Here is a 16,603-nt window from a genome sequence, read left to right as displayed (position 1 = left end):
TTGACACTCTTTGCATTTTTGCCATTCACCACCCTGTGATGGCAGAAACAGAAAGGTTTCACCAGGTCGATACTTTTACTGTAGCCGTGTAAAAGCTCCCGGACGAGGTTTGCTTACAGGGAGTCTCCCAAAACTGATTAGGGTTGACGGCAATGAAAACACGTAAAATTGGACTCGCAAATTATCTTGCTTACGGTTCAGGGGACTTCCTCGGCGCGGGGACTACCGCCCTGACGGCCGCCTGGCTTTTGTATTTTTATACGACCTTCTGTGGACTCACACCGATTGAAGCAACCTTTATCTTCGCAGCCGCAAGGGTGCTGGATGCGGTTGTCAGTCCGTTAATGGGCTTTTTAACCGATAATTTTGGTACCACCTGGCTGGGTAAGCGTTTTGGCCGGCGTAAGTTCTTCATCCTGCTCGGTATTCCCTGCGTTTTCAGCTACTCGCTGATGTGGGTAGGGGACATGAGTTTCTGGTATTACCTCCTGACGTATCTGATCTTTGATATTGTTTACACCATGATTCTGGTGCCGTATGAAACGCTGGTGCCGGAAATGACTGACGATTTCAAACAAAAAACCAAATTCTCCGGGGCGCGTATCTCCATGGCCCAGATGTCCGCCATTCTGGCCTCCTTCCTGCCGGGGATCCTGCTCACGCATTTCGGCAAAGACAACGCGATCTCCTTCTTCTATGCAAGCCTGGTCTTCTCTGTACTCTGCGCGCTGATGCTTACTTTCGTCTGGTTCTTCACCTGGGAGCGTCCGCGGGAAGAGTGGTCTGAAGCAGCCCTGCGCGCTGAAGAAGAGAAGAAAAAGCTGACCCTGGGACAGAGCCTGAACCGTCTTTTTGTCGAATTAAGTTCGACGCTGCGTATCAAGATTTTCCGCCAGCATCTGGGCATGTATCTCGGCGGCTATATTGCCCAGGATGTGTTCAACGCCGTATTCACCTATTACGTGGTGTTTGTGCTGATGCAGGAAGCATCCATGGCGTCCAACCTGCTGGGCACGATGGCCATCTTCCAGTTCCTCGCCGTGATTGGCATGATCCCGCTGTGCATTCGCTTCGGACCTGCGCCGTCTTACCGCATGGTGGTCGTGCTGTTTGGCCTGGCCTCGCTCTCTTACGCGGTGCTTTATTACGCGGGCCTGAGCGACGTTTACGCTCTGCTGCTGCTGATCTCTGCGGTTGCCGGTCTTGGCCGCGGGGGTATCAACTACGTACCGTGGAATACCTACACCTATATTGCTGACGTGGACGAAGTGATCACCGGTCAGCGTCGCGAAGGGATCTTCGCGGGCATCATGACGCTGACCCGTAAAGCGTCCCAGGCCGGTGCGGTAATGCTGGTGGGGATCGTGATGCAGATGTCTGGCTTTGTCAGCGGTCAAAAAGTGCAGCCTGCGGAAGTGAGCCACACTATCCTGATGATCCTGAGCGTCGGCACCATTCTGGTACTGTTCTGCGGCTTCCTGGTCTCCCTGCGCTTCAAACTCAATTTGCAGACCCACAGCACCCTGCGTGAAGAGACCGCGAAAATGCGCGAGTCCGGCCATGCGATGCCGGAGGCGGCGACCCCGCAGGCCCGCGCCACCGTGGAGATGCTGGCCGGTATGCCGTATGAATCCCTGTGGGGCAACAACAATATCGGTTACCTGAATCGCAACAAGCCGGCGGCCCCTTCGCTGAAGGATCGTGCGGTACTGAATTCGACATACAACAGAGGTTAAGATGATGAAAGTTTGGCCTGTCAAACATAGCCCGTTACTGCGTCAGCCTGAGCGCTTTATCGCCAGGGATGAACTGAAATCGCTGATTCAAAAGGTGACGCATAATCTGGTCAATATCCACGACAAAACGGGTGAGTTTTTGCTGCGGCTGGACGACGGGCGCGTGATCGACACCAAAGGCTGGGCCGGATGGGAATGGACGCACGGCGTTGGTTTGTACGGTATCTGGCAGTATTACTGCCAGACCGGTGACGCAGGCATGCGCGAGATTATCGACAGCTGGTTTAATGACCGTTTCGCAGAAGGCGCAACCACCAAAAACGTGAATACCATGTCGCCGTTCCTGACGCTGGCGTATCGCTACGAAGAGACCAAAAACCCGGCCTGGCTGCCGTGGCTGGAAAGCTGGGCGGAATGGGCGATGAATGAGATGCCGCGCACCGAACATGGCGGCATGCAGCACATCACACTGGCGGAAGAGAACCATCAGCAGATGTGGGATGACACGCTGATGATGACGGTGCTGCCGCTGGCGAAAATCGGCAAACTGCTTAACAAGCCGGAGTACGTCGAGGAGGCGATCTATCAATTCCTGCTCCACGTACAGAACCTGATGGATCGTGAGACGGGGCTGTGGTTCCACGGCTGGAATTACGACGGCAATCACAACTTTGCCCGGGCCCGCTGGGCGCGCGGCAACAGCTGGCTGACCATCGTGATCCCGGATTTCCTCGAACTGGTGGATCTGCCAGAAAACAACGCCGTTCGTCGCTATCTGGTGCAGGTGCTAAATGCGCAGATCGCCGCACTGGCAAAATGTCAGGATGAGAGTGGATTGTGGCATACGCTGCTGGACGATCCTGATTCTTATCTGGAGGCGTCGGCCACGGCAGGGTTTGCCTACGGCATTCTGAAAGCCGTGCGCAAGCGGTATGTCGGCGCAGAGTATGCAGAGGTGGCGGAGAAAGCGATCCGCGGTATCGTGCAAAACATCTCGCCGGAAGGGGAACTGCTGCAAACGTCCTTCGGGACGGGGATGGGCAGCGATCTGGCGTTTTACCGCCAGATACCGCTGACCTCGATGCCGTATGGACAGGCAATGGCGATTTTGTGCCTGACGGAATATTTACGGAAATATTTTTAATACCTGAATAATAATCTCATTACTGCAAAGCCTCTTTTAGAAGAGGCTTTTTTAATAATGGTACCGGGAAAATACCTTACGCTATCAATATCAGGCGGGTTATATTGATGGGGTGAATACTAGGCTGGAAATACGTTGCGCTTAGTATTAAATCGTGATTTTCTTCACAAAACACAATCCGTATTTATCCTATTTTTTATCTGCGTTAAGATTCTTCTAATATTCATACAAGGAGTGATGCAATGGAAAATACAATGGGCGGTATTATCGTTAACCCTGCTGTAAATATGCATGCTGATAAAATGTCTGAAGAACATATCAATATGTTCGACACGGTTTTCAAGGATATTGATGGTGCGGGTTATTTCCCACTACTGTATGTCGGAAGCCAGCTTGTGGCTGGCCAGTTCCATACCTTTATTGCGCTTCGCCGTTTTATCCATGCGGAAGGCCCGGAAAAATCACTGGTTAAGGTGATTATTTTTCAAAGCCTGAATAATGACTTTGCCATTCATTCAATTTCTGAGTTTTAATGATTTTAACTACGGATAATTATTTAGACTGAAAAGGACATCATTATGTGGAAATCAGCGAAAAGAGATGAGTTTATCCCATTGGACGCGCCTGTAGCAGGTTATGAAATAGGTGTTCCTGGTATCAAAGGACCATCTCCATTGTTTATTATTCGCGCAAAAGTGAATGGTGGGATTCATCCGGGGAAATGGGTGTTCGGCAATACGGCATGGGTCCCATGGGGAGGAAGAGAGCACTTTTGTAATGAATTTGAAGTTTACGTGGGCGCTTTAAAATGGGTAGACGTTAAGGATAAACATTTCCCACCGAATATGGTTGAGGCGGGACATGAAGCCAATGGCACTAAGCTCTACGTTGCCCGTGCAAAATTCGATAACGGTCTCTTTGTGGGTAAAGCTGGAAGTCACCTCAGCAGAGGTTGCTGCATCGGCTATAACGGCAGAGAGTATGAATTAGATACCTTCCAGGTACTCGTTCACGACTGATGGCGTTCATTTATAAAAAAACCCGGCAACCGCCGGGTTTCTTTTTTACATACGTTCTATGGTTTCGATACCCAGGGTATCCAGACCCAGTTTCAGGGTCTTCGCCGTCAGCTGCGCCAGCTTCAGGCGGCTGTTACGCACCGCTTCGCTCTCGGCGGTCAGGATAGGGCAGTGTTCGTAGAAGCCAGAGAACAGACCGGCCAGATCGTAAAGGTATGCACACATAACGTGCGGCGTACCGTCGCGCGCGACCACAGAGAGCGTCTCTTCGAACTGAAGCAGGCGGGCAGCCAGCTGTGCTTCACGGTCTTCGGTAAGGGTCACCGTGGCGTTCGCCAGCACGCTTTCGTCAATACTGGCTTTACGGAAGACGGAGAGTACGCGGGTGTAAGCGTACTGCATGTACGGCGCCGTGTTGCCTTCAAACGCCAGCATGTTGTCCCAGTCGAAGATATAGTCGGTGGTACGGTTCTTGGAGAGATCCGCGTATTTTACCGCACCGATCCCAACCGCGTTAGCCAGTTTCTCCAGCTCGTCAGCAGGCATATCCGGGTTCTTCTCGGCCACCAGGCGACGGGCGCGCTCCAGCGCTTCATCCAGCAGATCGGAGAGCTTCACGGTGCCGCCCGCACGGGTTTTGAACGGCTTACCGTCTTTACCCAGCATCATGCCGAACATGTGGTGTTCCAGCGGCACGGATTCAGGTACATAACCCGCTTTACGCACGATAGTCCACGCCTGCATCAGGTGCTGGTGCTGACGGGAGTCGATGTAATACAGCACGCGGTCCGCATGCAGGGTTTCGTAACGGTATTTCGCACAGGCGATATCGGTGGTGGTGTAGAGATAGCCGCCATCCTTTTTCTGGACGATCACGCCCATCGGTTCGCCTTCCTTGTTTTTATACTCATCAAGGAATACTACCGTTGCGCCTTCGCTTTCCACCGCCAGGTTTTTGGCTTTCAGGTCCGCCACAATGCCCGGCAGCATCGGGTTATACAGGCTTTCACCCATTACGTCGTCGCGGGTCAGGGTCACGTTCAGACGGTTATAGGTAAGCTGGTTCTGGGACATGGTGATGTCCACCAGCTTGCGCCACATCTCGAGGAAGTACGGATCGCCGCCTTGAAGTTTCACCACGTAGCTGCGCGCGCGCTCGGCAAAGGCTTCGTCTTCGTCGTAGTGTTTTTTGGCTTCACGGTAGAAACCTTCCAGGTCTGCCAGCGCCATTTCGCCTGCGTTTTCCTGCTGCTGTTTTTCCAGATATGCGATCAGCATACCGAACTGCGTGCCCCAGTCGCCTACGTGGTTAGCGCGGATCACCTTGTGACCGAGGAACTCCAGGGTACGCACGGCCGCATCACCGATAATGGTGGAGCGCAGGTGACCGACGTGCATCTCCTTCGCCACGTTTGGCGCGGAGTAGTCAACCACCACAGTCTGCGCTTCTGGCTGAGCCACGCCAAGACGGTCAGATTTCAGCGCCGCGTCAACGTGGCTTGCCAGGAACGCAGGCTCAAGGAAAATGTTGATAAAGCCCGGACCGGCGATTTCGGTTTTGCTGGCGATGCCGTTGAGATCCAGATGCGTCAGTACCTGCTCAGCGAGCTGTCGCGGCGGCATGCCCAGTTTTTTAGCCACTGCCATCACGCCATTAGCCTGATAGTCGCCAAACTGTACTTTCGCTGACTGACGAACCTGTGGTTCGCAATCCGCAGGCGCACCTGCGGCAATCAGTGCCTGACTGACTTTTTCTGAGAGAAGAGCCTGAATATTCACCTGGATACCTTACGTTTTTGATGCGGGTAAAAAACACCCACGCCAGTTTAAGAATTTAGGGCGGGAGTATACTGCAAATGGCCTCGGGCGTCAGCCCTGCGGGGGGCGAAGATCGCTCAGAATCCAGGCGAAGACGGTATGCATAATCATGCAGTCGAAAAAACCGTGATTATGCGGTTGGTCGACAGAGGGCAACAGAGTAAATTAGCGGCTTTGCGACACGAAACGAGACTGACCTATGGCGAACTGGCACACCATTGACGAACTGCATGATATTTCCGCAGATTTACCGCGCTTCACCCAGGCGTTCACAGAACTTGCCACCCGTCTCGGGCTGGATATCGCGCCGCTTGAGGCAGATCACATCTCTTTGCGCTGCCATCAGAATGCCACCGCAGAACGCTGGCGGCGTGGCTTTGAACAGTGCGGTGAACTGCTGTCAGAGAATATCATTAACGGTCGCCCGATTTGCCTGTTCAAACTTCACGCGCCGGTTACGGTGGCGCACTGGCAATTCACCGTTGTGGAACTGCCCTGGCCAGGAGAGAAGCGTTATCCGCACGAAGGCTGGGAGCATATCGAAATTGTTCTGCCTGGGGAGCCCGAGACGCTGAACGCCCGTGCGCTGGCGCTGCTTTCCGACGAGGGGTTAAGCCAGCCGGGTATTTTCGTCAAAACCAGCTCGCCAAAAGGTGAGCGCGAACGCTTACCGAACCCTACGCTTGCCGTAACGGACGGCAGCGTGACGGTGAAATTCCATCCCTGGACTATTGAGCAGATCGTCGCCAGCGAAGCGTAAGCACTGTGAGCGTCGATCCAGACACGAATCGGGCAACGTGCCACGATGGTACGTTGAGTAAAATTTGAGGAGGATGACATGGCGCTGCTGGAAATTTGTTGTTACAGCGTGGAGTGTGCCGTCACTGCGCAACGGCAGGGGGCCGATCGCATCGAGCTTTGCGCGGCACCGAAAGAAGGGGGATTGACCCCGTCCTTTGGCGTGTTGAAATCAGCCCGTCAGGCCATCACCATTCCGGTGCACCCGATTATTCGCCCGCGCGGCGGTGATTTTTGTTATACGGCGGGTGAGTTCAGTGCCATGCTTGAGGATATCGCCCTCGTCCGTGATTCCGGTTTTCCGGGGCTGGTGATCGGTGTGCTGGACGAAGACGGAAACATCGATCTTTCGCGTATGCGCCAGGTCATGCGCGCAGCCCAGGGAATGGCGGTCACTTTTCATCGTGCGTTCGATATGTGTCAGGATCCGATACAAGCCTTTGATACGCTGGCAGAACTGGGCGTGGCGCGCGTTCTGACGTCGGGTCAGCAGCCCTCGGCTGAAAAAGGACTGAAATTAATTACGGAACTAAAAGCACATTCCGGTGTTCCAATAATCATGGCGGGCGCAGGAGTACGCGCCAGCAATCTGGAACTGTTTTTAAACGCAGGGGTGGAAGAGCTACACAGCTCGGCGGGTAAATGGATACCTTCACCCATGCGTTATCGCAATACAGGGTTGTCAATGTCGACGGATGCTGAAGCGGATGAGTACTCGCGCTACGGTGTGGATGGAGAGTCGGTTGCGGAAATGAAATCGCTGATTGAACGTCATCACGTGTAGCAACGTACCGATTTTTACCGCGCATCATGTCGCCCAATATGATGCTTGCTTGTACCAGGCCCCTGCAATTTCAACAGGGGCCTTTTTTTATTCTTGCCCCTCACCCTAACCCTCTCCCCACAGGGGAGAGGGAACTGCACGGTGCGGTCTTTTCACCCTCGCCCCTTTGGGGAGAGGGCCGGGGTGAGGGGATAAATACTACGGCTTGGTCGCAATCAATACCGCACGCATCGGGGCCGGATAGCCTTCGATGGTTTTACTGTGATCGTCCGGGTCGAGGAACTGCTCCAGCGATTCGGTGATCATCCAGTCGGTGCGGCGCTGTTCCTCAACCGACGTCACGCACACATCGGCGATGCGTACATCGACAAACCCACATTTCTCCAGCCAGTTCTTCAGCGCCAGCGCGGAAGGGATGAAGTAAACGTTGCGCATCTGCGCATAGCGATCGCCTGGCACCAGAACGGCATGTTCATCCCCTTCGATGACCAGCGTTTCCAGCACCAGCTCACCGCCGCTGACCAGCTGATCTTTCAGTTGCCAGAGATGCTCCAGCGGGGAACGACGGTGGTACAGCACGCCCATCGAGAACACGGTATCAAACGCTTTCAGGGCAGGGAGTTGCTCGATACCCAGCGGCAGCAGGTGCGCGCGCTGGTCGTTACCCAGCAGCTTTCGCACCGCTTCAAACTGGCACAGGAACAGCTGCATCGGATCGATACCGACGGCCAGATGCGCGCCTGCGCCGATCATGCGCCACATGTGATAGCCGCTACCGCAGCCCACGTCCAGAATGGTGCGCCCGGTCAGGTCGGATAAATGCGGCAGAACGCGATCCCACTTCCAGTCTGAGCGCCATTCGGTATTGATGTTCACGCCGTACAGCGAGAACGGCCCTTTGCGCCACGGCATCAGGTTCCGCATCAGCGTTTCGATGCGGTTGATCTGCCCGGCCGGGAGCGGCTCTTCGCTCTCCGCCGTCACGCTGTGCAGTAAATCCAGACGATGAGGCGTCAGTTCAGGCAGAAACTCCACGGCGTTGGACCACTGCTTCAACAGACCATGCTGCTGATCGCGCTGCCAGGTGGCAATTTGCGCAGGCAGGGTTTCCAGCCAGTGGGAAAGGTGGTTTTTGGCAATCAGCTGATAGAAATTACCGAACTCGATCATGCTGTGTCTCCGGCTTTCAGCGCCACCAGAGAACCAAAATTAAAGCACTGGAACCACAGTTCGCTGTGTTCGAATCCAGCTTTGCGCAGGCGCGCTTTGTGTGTTTCAACGGAATCCGTCAGCATGACGTTTTCAAGCATGCTGCGCTTCTGGCTGATCTCCAGCTCGCTGTAGCCGTTTGCACGCTTGAAATCATGGTGCATATTGAACAGCAGTTCGCCCACGCTGGCGTCTTCAAAGCTGAATTTCTCAGACAACACCAGCGCGCCGCCCGGGTTGAGGCCCTGATAAATTTTATCCAGCAACCGCTGACGATCGTCCGGCACCAGGAACTGAAGGGTAAAGTTCAGGACCACCATCGAGGCGTTCTGGATGTCGATATCGCGGATATCGCCTTCCACCACCTCCACAGGCGTAGGGGCTTTATACGCGTCAATGTGGCGACGGCAGCGTTCAACCATGGCCGGTGAGTTATCGACAGCCACAATCTTGCAGCCTTCGTGATGAACGTTACGACGAATGGACAGCGTTGCCGCTCCCAGCGAACAGCCCAGGTCATAGACCTGCGTGCCGGGTTGAACGAAACGCTCCGCCAGCATGCCGATCATGGAGATGATATTGGAATAACCGGGAACAGAGCGCTGGATCATATCCGGGAAGACTTCGGCTACCCGTTCATCAAAGGTCCAGTCGCCCAGGCTGGCGATAGGCGCGGAAAAAAGCGTGTCGCGATCTGACATAACGTAAAAATCCGGGAAAAATAAAGGGGCATATTGTGCGCTAATGGAAGGAGAAAACCAACTCCCACGGCATATACCAAAGGTTAGCCAGCACCATCAGCAAAAGCGAGCACCAGGTCGCGCTCATGCCGGAACGACGCCAGCGGATCAGGCGGTGGTGAAAACCATAATAATGCATCAAACGACCTGCAATCAGCAGCAGCCCACAGACGTGCACCATCCAGGTTTCAGCGCCATCCATCTCCATTAACAGCAGTAAAATTAACGCGACGGGAATGTACTCGACCGCGTTGCCGTGGATCCGGATTGCGCTTTGCAGCTCAGAAAAGCCCCCGTCACCGTAGGAGACGCGGTACTGCATTCTCAGGCGCACAACATCAAATGAAAATTTAATCAGCAGTAATGCACCTAACACCGCATACAGCGCGCTGACCATACTAACTCCCTGTTTTTGGCAGATGGCACGTCTCTATGATAGGGGGTGATTTCAGAAAAGAGAAGATTGTTGTGGGATGGACGGCGCGGGGCCAACCGACGGAACCGCCTGCTGCAAGGCCTGCCAGAGAGCATCGACCAGTTCAGGTGCCTGGGCAATATCCGGCGTATGTAAAAACAGGTACGGAGTGGTGGTTTGCTCCCATTTCGCGAGCGTTTGCAGCCAGACGGCGAACATCTCCTCATTCTGTTGCATGTTATCGCTGCCGATAAACCGGACCATCGGGTTCTGCGCGGTAACAATGGCGTGAACCGGTACTTTCGGTTTTTTGCGCTGGGCATCAACAACGGCTTCGCTGTGCGGGATTGCGCTGTGCACGGGGCGGCTGTCGAGGATCACGCGGTTGACCGATCGTTCATGCAGGCCGCGATTCAGCGCTTTCTCCGCGTCGCCTTTGGCAAAGAAATCTGGATGCCTCACCTCCACACCGTACGTGAAATCGTGGGGCAGGGCGTCGAGAAACTGCCAGAGGGCTTGTAGATCGCGCGGGCCGAACGTGGCGGGAAGCTGGAGCCAGTACTGGCCAACACGGTTTGCCAGGGGCGACATCCGGGTGAAAAACTCGTGGGTTAAATCATCGCAGTTTCGTAGTGCGGCGTTGTGGGAGATGGTTGCCGGAAATTTGAAGCAAAAGCGGAAATCGTCGGTGGTTTGCTCGCGCCAGCGCTCGACGATCTCCTTGCGTGGCAGAGCGTACAGCGTGGTATTGCCCTCCACGCAGTTAAAGTGTCGGGCATACTCTTCAAGGCCAGTAATACCCAGGCGCACCCATTTCGGGTGCGACCACTGGGGCAAACCCACGTACATCATAGCGCGCTGAGGATCTCATCCGTGCTGCGCACGCGACCAATACGCGGGAAGATATGGGTCATGCTGCCCTGATGCTGATCCGCAGAGGCTGCGCTGCACGCATCTTCCGCTATCACCAGATTAAAGCCCAGCTCCCAGGCGTTACGGGCGGTGGATTCCACACCGATGTTGGTGGAGATCCCGCACAGAATAATAGTGTCTATCCCGCGACGGCGCAGCTGGAGCTCCAGGTCAGTGCCATAGAATGCGCCCCACTGGCGTTTGGTGACTTCTACATCGCTGTCGCGTTTACCGAGCGAGACCGGGTATGTCCACCAGTTGTCCGGCAGCGCATGCGCCGGGGCCTGAGCATCAACTGGCTGCTTTAGCGCTTCGGCGAAATCAGTGGACCAGCCGACGCGCACCATGACGACAGGCGCACCGCTGGCCCGGCATTTTTCCGCCAGACGCGCAGCACGGCTTACAACATCGTCAGCGGTGTGTGGACCACCGGCAAAAGGCAGGATCCCTTCCTGTAAATCAATGACCACAAGGGCGGTTTTGGTGGCATCAAGCGTTAACATTGTCACTCCAGTAAAATTAATTGCTTTTTTACACCTTACGACGGGATGGCCTGTTATCGGTCGGATAATTTTGTTAATTTTTGTGAGAATAGACAATAAGAGCACAGCAAACACGCGTCAGGCCGTGCTTCGCTCTTATCGTGCGGCAGAATTTCCAGTATAATAGCCGCCTTTTTTCATCCAGTTGTGACATACAGAAAGCTGCGACATCGTAGCCTGTAAGACAGGCGACAATCAGCCTGCGGCTAATTAAGGGATATCTCATGCGTACAGAATATTGCGGGCAGCTGCGTCAGTCCCACGTCGGGCAGCAGGTCACCCTGTGTGGTTGGGTCAATCGTCGTCGCGATCTTGGTAGCCTTATCTTTATTGATATGCGTGACCGCGAAGGTATCGTTCAGGTGTTCTTCGATCCGGATCGCGCTGATGCGTTGAAGCTGGCCTCTGAGCTGCGTAATGAGTTCTGCATTCAGGTGACGGGCACCGTGCGTGCGCGTGACGAGAAAAACATCAACGCCGATATGGCGACCGGTGCTATCGAAGTGCTGGCGTCCGATCTGGTGATTATCAATCGCGCAGAAGCGTTGCCGCTGGACTCCAACCACGTCAACACAGAAGAAGCGCGTCTTAAATACCGCTACCTGGATCTGCGTCGCCCGGAGATGGCTCAGCGCCTGAAAACCCGTGCGAAAATCACCAGCCTGGTGCGTCGCTTTATGGATGACCACGGTTTCCTCGATATCGAAACCCCGATGCTGACCAAAGCCACGCCGGAAGGCGCGCGCGATTACCTGGTGCCATCCCGCGTCCATAAAGGCAAATTCTATGCGCTGCCGCAGTCACCACAGCTGTTCAAACAGCTGCTGATGATGTCAGGCTTCGACCGCTACTATCAGATCGTGAAATGCTTCCGCGATGAAGATCTGCGTGCAGATCGTCAGCCAGAATTTACCCAGATCGATGTGGAAACCTCCTTCATGACCGCCGAGCAGGTGCGTGAGGTGATGGAAGCCCTGGTGCGTAGCCTGTGGAACGACGTGAAAGGCGTTGAGCTGGGCGATTTCCCAATCATGACCTTCGCGGAAGCCGAGCGTCGCTACGGCTCCGACAAACCAGACCTGCGTAACCCGATGGAGCTGGTGGACGTGGCAGACCTGGTGAAAGCCGTTGAGTTTGCGGTCTTTGCTGGTCCGGCTAACGATCCGAAAGGCCGCGTGGCTGCCCTGCGCGTACCGGGCGGTGCTGCCCTGAGCCGTAAGCAGATTGACGACTACGGCAACTTCATCAAGATCTACGGTGCGAAAGGTCTGGCCTATATTAAAGTAACCGAGCGTGCTAAAGGTCTGGAAGGCATTACCAGCCCTGTTGCGAAATTCCTGAATGCGGACATCGTGGAAGCTATTCTGGAGCGCACCGGCGCGCAGGACGGCGACATGATCTTCTTCGGCGCAGACAACAAGAAAGTCGTTGCGGATGCGATGGGCGCGCTGCGTCTGAAGCTCGGCAAAGACCTGAACCTGACCGATGAAAGCAAATGGGCGCCGCTGTGGGTGATCGACTTCCCGATGTTTGAAGACGACGGTGAAGGCGGCCTGACCGCGATGCACCACCCGTTCACCTCGCCAAAAGACATGACGGCGGCGGAACTGAAGGCTGCACCGGAAGATGCGGTAGCGAATGCCTACGATATGGTTATCAACGGCTACGAAGTGGGCGGAGGCTCCGTGCGTATTCACAGCGGTGAAATGCAGCAGACCGTGTTCGGCATTCTGGGCATTAACGAGCAGGAGCAGCGCGAGAAGTTTGGCTTCCTGCTGGACGCCCTGAAATACGGTACGCCTCCGCACGCGGGTCTGGCCTTTGGTCTTGACCGTCTGACCATGCTGCTGACCGGCACCGACAACATCCGTGATGTTATCGCCTTCCCGAAAACCACCGCAGCGGCGTGTCTGATGACTGAAGCGCCAAGCTTTGCCAACCCGGCCGCGCTGGCTGAGCTGGGCATTGAGGTGGTGAAGAAGGAAGAGAAAAACTGATATGGCATATAAGCGTCCCGTTTCGGTTCTGGTGGTCATTTATGCAGAAGACTCGAAGCGGGTGCTGATGTTGCAGCGGCGCGACGATCCTGATTTCTGGCAGTCGGTTACCGGCAGTCTGGAAGAGGGGGAGTCCGCGCCGCAGGCCGCCGCGCGTGAAGTAAAGGAAGAGGTCGCCATTGACGTTGCTCGCGAGCAACTGACCCTGAAGGACTGTCAGCGCACGGTGGAGTTTGAAATTTTTAGCCATTTACGTCATCGCTATGCACCGGGAATTGAGCGCAATACGGAATCGTGGTTCTGCCTTGCGCTTCCCCATGAGCGGGAGATCGTGTTCACGGAACACCTGACCTACCGCTGGGTGGATGCGGCGGATGCCGCCGCACTGACCAAGTCATGGAGCAACCGGCAGGCGATAGAAGAATTTGTAATTAACGCTGCCTGAGAAGGCGCGATTTTTGGAGAACTTTTTATGGCAGGTCATAGTAAGTGGGCCAACACCAAACACCGTAAAGCGGCACAGGATGCCAAACGCGGTAAAATCTTTACCAAAATCATTCGTGAGCTGGTAACAGCGGCGCGTCTGGGTGGCGGCGATCCGGCCTCTAACCCACGTCTGCGCGCGGCGGTGGATAAAGCCCTGTCCAACAACATGACGCGAGACACCCTGAACCGTGCAATCGCACGTGGCGTGGGCGGTGATGAAGACGCGAACATGGAAACCATCATTTATGAAGGTTACGGTCCTGGCGGTACGGCGGTGATGGTAGAGTGCTTGTCCGACAACCGTAACCGTACCGTTGCGGAAGTGCGCCACGCGTTCACCAAAACCGGTGGTAACCTGGGCACTGACGGTTCCGTTGCTTACCTGTTCAGCAAAAAAGGCGTCATCTCCTTCGAGAAAGGCGACGAAGATGCGATCATGGAAGCGGCGCTGGAAGCCGGTGCGGAAGACGTAGTGACCTACGACGACGGCGCTATCGATGTCTACACCGCATGGGAAGAGATGGGTGCCGTGCGCGATGCGCTGGAAGCGGCAGGTCTGAAAGCGGATAACGCTGAAGTGTCCATGATCCCTTCCACAAAAGCGGACATGGATGCAGAAACCGCACCGAAACTGCTGCGTCTGATCGACATGCTCGAAGACTGCGACGACGTGCAGGAAGTGTATCACAACGGTGAAATCTCTGATGAGGTTGCAGCGACTCTCTGATGAGAGCCTGTAAACCGTTTACGGGAGACGCGTGATGTCGATTATCCTCGGGATTGACCCCGGCTCACGCGTCACCGGTTATGGCGTTATCCGTCAGGTGGGACGCCAGCTAACCTACCTCGGCAGCGGCTGTATTCGTACCAAAGTGGACGATCTGCCGTCGCGCCTGAAGCTCATTTATGCGGGCGTGTCGGAGATCATCACCCAGTTTCAGCCGGACTTTTTCGCCATCGAGCAGGTCTTTATGGCGAAGAACGCTGACTCGGCGTTAAAGCTCGGGCAGGCGCGCGGCGTGGCGATAGTTGCCGCCGTGAACCAGGACCTGCCAGTGTTTGAATACGCGGCCCGTCAGGTTAAGCAGACGGTGGTGGGCATAGGTAGCGCGGAGAAAAGCCAGGTGCAGCACATGGTGCGTACCCTGCTGAAGCTCCCGGCGAACCCGCAGGCCGACGCCGCCGATGCGCTGGCCATTGCGATTACCCACTGCCACGTCAGCCAGAACGCGATGCAAATGAGCGAGTCGAGGCTCAATCTGGCGCGAGGCAGATTACGATAATGACAAATCAGGCTGGATGTTTATCCAGCCTTTTTTTATTATGTCGGCAGTTAATTTCATCCAGAACGCAGGAGCGTCACGTGATAGGCAGACTCAGAGGCATCATCATTGAAAAACAACCCCCGTTAGTGCTGCTGGAAGTGGGTGGCGTGGGCTATGAAGTCCATATGCCGATGACCTGCTTCTACGAGTTGCCGGAGGCGGGCAAAGAGGCGGTTGTCTTTACCCAGTTTGTGGTGCGTGAGGACGCTCAGCTGCTGTACGGATTCAATAACAAACAGGAACGCACCCTGTTCCGCGAATTAATTAAAACCAACGGCGTCGGGCCCAAGCTGGCGCTGGCGATTCTGTCCGGTATGTCAGCGCCACAGTTTGTGAATGCCGTTGAGCGCGAAGATCCGGCTGCGTTAATTAAACTTCCGGGCATCGGCAAGAAAACCGCCGAGCGCCTGATTGTCGAGATGAAGGACCGCTTTAAAGGTCTGCATGGCGATCTGTTCACTCCGGCAGCCGATCTGGTGCTGACTTCACCGGGCGGGCCAGCGACGGATGATGATGCCGAGCAGGAAGCGGTTGCCGCGCTGGTGGCGCTGGGCTATAAACCTCAGGAGGCCAGCCGTATGGTGAGTAAAGTTGCCAAACCGGATGCCAGCAGTGAAACTCTGATTCGTGAAGCGCTGCGCGCTGCATTGTGAGGTAAAGGATGATTGAAGCAGACCGCCTGGTATCGGCAGGCACCATTCAGCCAGATGACGTGGTGGATCGCGCGATCCGTCCCAAACTGCTGGATGAGTACATCGGCCAGCCGCAGGTTCGTTCTCAGATGGAGATTTTCATCCAGGCGGCAAAGCTGCGCGGCGATGCGCTCGATCACCTGTTGATTTTTGGTCCGCCGGGGTTAGGTAAAACCACTCTGGCGAATATCGTCGCCAACGAAATGGGCGTTAACCTGCGTACCACCTCCGGCCCGGTGCTGGAGAAAGCAGGGGACCTGGCGGCGATGCTGACCAACCTCGAACCGCATGACGTGCTGTTTATCGATGAAATCCACCGCCTGTCCCCGGTGGTGGAGGAAGTGCTCTATCCGGCGATGGAGGATTACCAGCTGGATATCATGATCGGCGAAGGCCCGGCCGCGCGCTCGATCAAAATCGATCTGCCACCGTTTACCCTGATTGGTGCCACGACCCGCGCCGGCTCGCTGACCTCACCGCTACGCGACCGTTTTGGTATCGTGCAGCGTCTGGAGTTTTATCAGGTGCCCGACCTTCAGCATATTGTGGGGCGCAGCGCGCGCTACATGGGACTGGATATGAGCGAAGAGGGAGCGTTTGAAGTGGCAAAACGTTCCCGCGGTACGCCGCGTATCGCCAACCGCCTGCTGCGTCGCGTGCGTGATTTTGCCGAGGTGAAGCACGATGGCACCATTTCGGCTGACATTGCTGCGCAGGCGCTGGATATGCTGAACGTTGATGCCGAAGGCTTTGACTATATGGACCGTAAGCTGCTGCTGGCGGTGCTGGATAAGTTCTTTGGCGGGCCGGTGGGGTTGGATAACCTGGCGGCGGCAATTGGCGAAGAGCGTGAGACTATCGAGGACGTGCTGGAGCCGTATCTAATCCAGCAGGGCTTCTTGCAGCGTACCCCGCGTGGTCGTATGGCGACGGTGCGGGCGTGGAATCATTTCGGCATTACGCCGCCCGCGATGCCGTAAGTAGCG

General features: G+C 55.4%; 18 protein-coding genes. 12 read left to right on the top strand and 6 right to left on the bottom strand.

Annotated elements, in window-relative coordinates; all coding sequences use genetic code 11:
• The first annotated feature begins 152 nt into the window (after window positions 1-152).
• The 4 genes from ACQG2Q_RS14480 to ACQG2Q_RS14465 all read left to right on the top strand — a co-directional run bounded on the left by ACQG2Q_RS14480 (window position 153) and on the right by ACQG2Q_RS14465 (window position 3,899).
• Window positions 153-1,736, top strand: coding sequence for an MFS transporter (locus ACQG2Q_RS14480; RefSeq protein WP_022648498.1), 1,584 nt, complete (start codon window positions 153-155; stop codon window positions 1,734-1,736).
• A gap of 4 nt (window positions 1,737-1,740) precedes the next feature.
• Window positions 1,741-2,880, top strand: a complete 1,140-nt coding sequence (locus ACQG2Q_RS14475; RefSeq protein ID WP_032622451.1) for a glycoside hydrolase family 88/105 protein — start codon at window positions 1,741-1,743, stop codon at window positions 2,878-2,880.
• 242 nt (window positions 2,881-3,122) lie between these two features.
• Entirely contained in the window at window positions 3,123-3,413 is a 291-nt protein-coding gene (locus ACQG2Q_RS14470; RefSeq protein ID WP_032624037.1) for a hypothetical protein, read from the top strand.
• Window positions 3,414-3,458: 45 nt separating this feature from the next.
• The gene (locus tag ACQG2Q_RS14465) at window positions 3,459-3,899 is read left to right on the top strand and encodes a DUF3421 domain-containing protein (RefSeq protein WP_022648495.1); all 441 of its coding nucleotides are present in this window, start codon (window positions 3,459-3,461) and stop codon (window positions 3,897-3,899) included.
• Window positions 3,900-3,944: 45 nt separating this feature from the next.
• On the opposite strand, the gene argS is transcribed toward ACQG2Q_RS14465, so the two are convergent.
• Window positions 3,945-5,678: an arginine--tRNA ligase gene (gene argS, locus ACQG2Q_RS14460; RefSeq protein WP_023300452.1), complete on the bottom strand. Its 1,734-nt coding sequence runs from the start codon at window positions 5,676-5,678 to the stop codon at window positions 3,945-3,947.
• 238 nt (window positions 5,679-5,916) lie between these two features.
• Here argS and ACQG2Q_RS14455 point away from each other — a divergent pair, with 238 nt between their 5' ends.
• Window positions 5,917-6,477, top strand: a complete 561-nt coding sequence (locus ACQG2Q_RS14455) for a VOC family protein (RefSeq protein WP_023306486.1) — start codon at window positions 5,917-5,919, stop codon at window positions 6,475-6,477.
• A 78-nt stretch (window positions 6,478-6,555) separates the two neighbouring features.
• Window positions 6,556-7,299: a copper homeostasis protein CutC gene (gene cutC / locus ACQG2Q_RS14450; protein WP_023300450.1), complete on the top strand. Its 744-nt coding sequence runs from the start codon at window positions 6,556-6,558 to the stop codon at window positions 7,297-7,299.
• A gap of 198 nt (window positions 7,300-7,497) precedes the next feature.
• Here the strand turns inward: cutC and cmoB are convergent, their stop codons facing one another.
• From cmoB to ACQG2Q_RS14425, 5 genes are read right to left on the bottom strand one after another with little or no spacing between them, the layout of a single operon-like run.
• On the bottom strand, window positions 7,498-8,469 hold the full coding sequence (cmoB, locus tag ACQG2Q_RS14445) for a tRNA 5-methoxyuridine(34)/uridine 5-oxyacetic acid(34) synthase CmoB (protein ID WP_015570275.1): 972 nt from the start codon (window positions 8,467-8,469) through the stop codon (window positions 7,498-7,500).
• A complete protein-coding gene (gene cmoA / locus ACQG2Q_RS14440; protein ID WP_038416270.1) occupies window positions 8,466-9,209 on the bottom strand; it encodes a carboxy-S-adenosyl-L-methionine synthase CmoA in 744 nt (247 codons plus the stop codon). Before cmoA ends, cmoB begins: the two co-directional genes overlap by 4 nt.
• A gap of 40 nt (window positions 9,210-9,249) precedes the next feature.
• Window positions 9,250-9,645: an MAPEG family protein gene (locus tag ACQG2Q_RS14435; protein WP_003859737.1), complete on the bottom strand. Its 396-nt coding sequence runs from the start codon at window positions 9,643-9,645 to the stop codon at window positions 9,250-9,252.
• A 51-nt stretch (window positions 9,646-9,696) separates the two neighbouring features.
• Window positions 9,697-10,515: a DUF72 domain-containing protein gene (locus ACQG2Q_RS14430; RefSeq protein WP_063849176.1), complete on the bottom strand. Its 819-nt coding sequence runs from the start codon at window positions 10,513-10,515 to the stop codon at window positions 9,697-9,699.
• The gene (locus ACQG2Q_RS14425; protein ID WP_023300447.1) at window positions 10,512-11,078 is read right to left on the bottom strand and encodes a hydrolase; all 567 of its coding nucleotides are present in this window, start codon (window positions 11,076-11,078) and stop codon (window positions 10,512-10,514) included. Before ACQG2Q_RS14425 ends, ACQG2Q_RS14430 begins: the two co-directional genes overlap by 4 nt.
• Before the next feature lie 263 nt (window positions 11,079-11,341).
• On the opposite strand from ACQG2Q_RS14425, the gene aspS reads away from it, so the two are divergent.
• From aspS to ruvB, 6 genes are all read left to right on the top strand, one after another.
• Complete coding sequence (gene aspS, locus ACQG2Q_RS14420) at window positions 11,342-13,114, top strand: aspartate--tRNA ligase (protein WP_023300446.1); 1,773 nt, start codon at window positions 11,342-11,344, stop codon at window positions 13,112-13,114.
• A gap of 1 nt (window position 13,115) precedes the next feature.
• Entirely contained in the window at window positions 13,116-13,559 is a 444-nt protein-coding gene (gene nudB, locus ACQG2Q_RS14415) for a dihydroneopterin triphosphate diphosphatase (RefSeq protein ID WP_023300445.1), read from the top strand.
• A 27-nt stretch (window positions 13,560-13,586) separates the two neighbouring features.
• Window positions 13,587-14,327 (top strand): YebC/PmpR family DNA-binding transcriptional regulator, encoded by a 741-nt coding sequence (locus ACQG2Q_RS14410; RefSeq protein WP_003859747.1) that lies wholly within the window; start codon window positions 13,587-13,589, stop codon window positions 14,325-14,327.
• Between the two features lie 34 nt (window positions 14,328-14,361).
• The gene (gene ruvC / locus ACQG2Q_RS14405; RefSeq protein WP_014884319.1) at window positions 14,362-14,883 is read left to right on the top strand and encodes a crossover junction endodeoxyribonuclease RuvC; all 522 of its coding nucleotides are present in this window, start codon (window positions 14,362-14,364) and stop codon (window positions 14,881-14,883) included.
• 80 nt (window positions 14,884-14,963) lie between these two features.
• The gene (ruvA, locus tag ACQG2Q_RS14400; RefSeq protein WP_022648487.1) at window positions 14,964-15,578 is read left to right on the top strand and encodes a Holliday junction branch migration protein RuvA; all 615 of its coding nucleotides are present in this window, start codon (window positions 14,964-14,966) and stop codon (window positions 15,576-15,578) included.
• Window positions 15,579-15,586: 8 nt separating this feature from the next.
• A complete protein-coding gene (gene ruvB, locus ACQG2Q_RS14395; protein WP_006811035.1) occupies window positions 15,587-16,597 on the top strand; it encodes a Holliday junction branch migration DNA helicase RuvB in 1,011 nt (336 codons plus the stop codon).
• Window positions 16,598-16,603 lie beyond the last annotated feature (6 nt).

The sequence above is a fragment of the Enterobacter cloacae complex sp. 370H10 genome (assembly GCF_050031535.1).
GTDB classification, from domain to species: Bacteria; Pseudomonadota; Gammaproteobacteria; order Enterobacterales; family Enterobacteriaceae; genus Enterobacter; species Enterobacter intestinihominis.
Note: the sequence above shows the minus strand (reverse complement) of the source record. Positions and strands in the feature narration are given on the sequence as shown.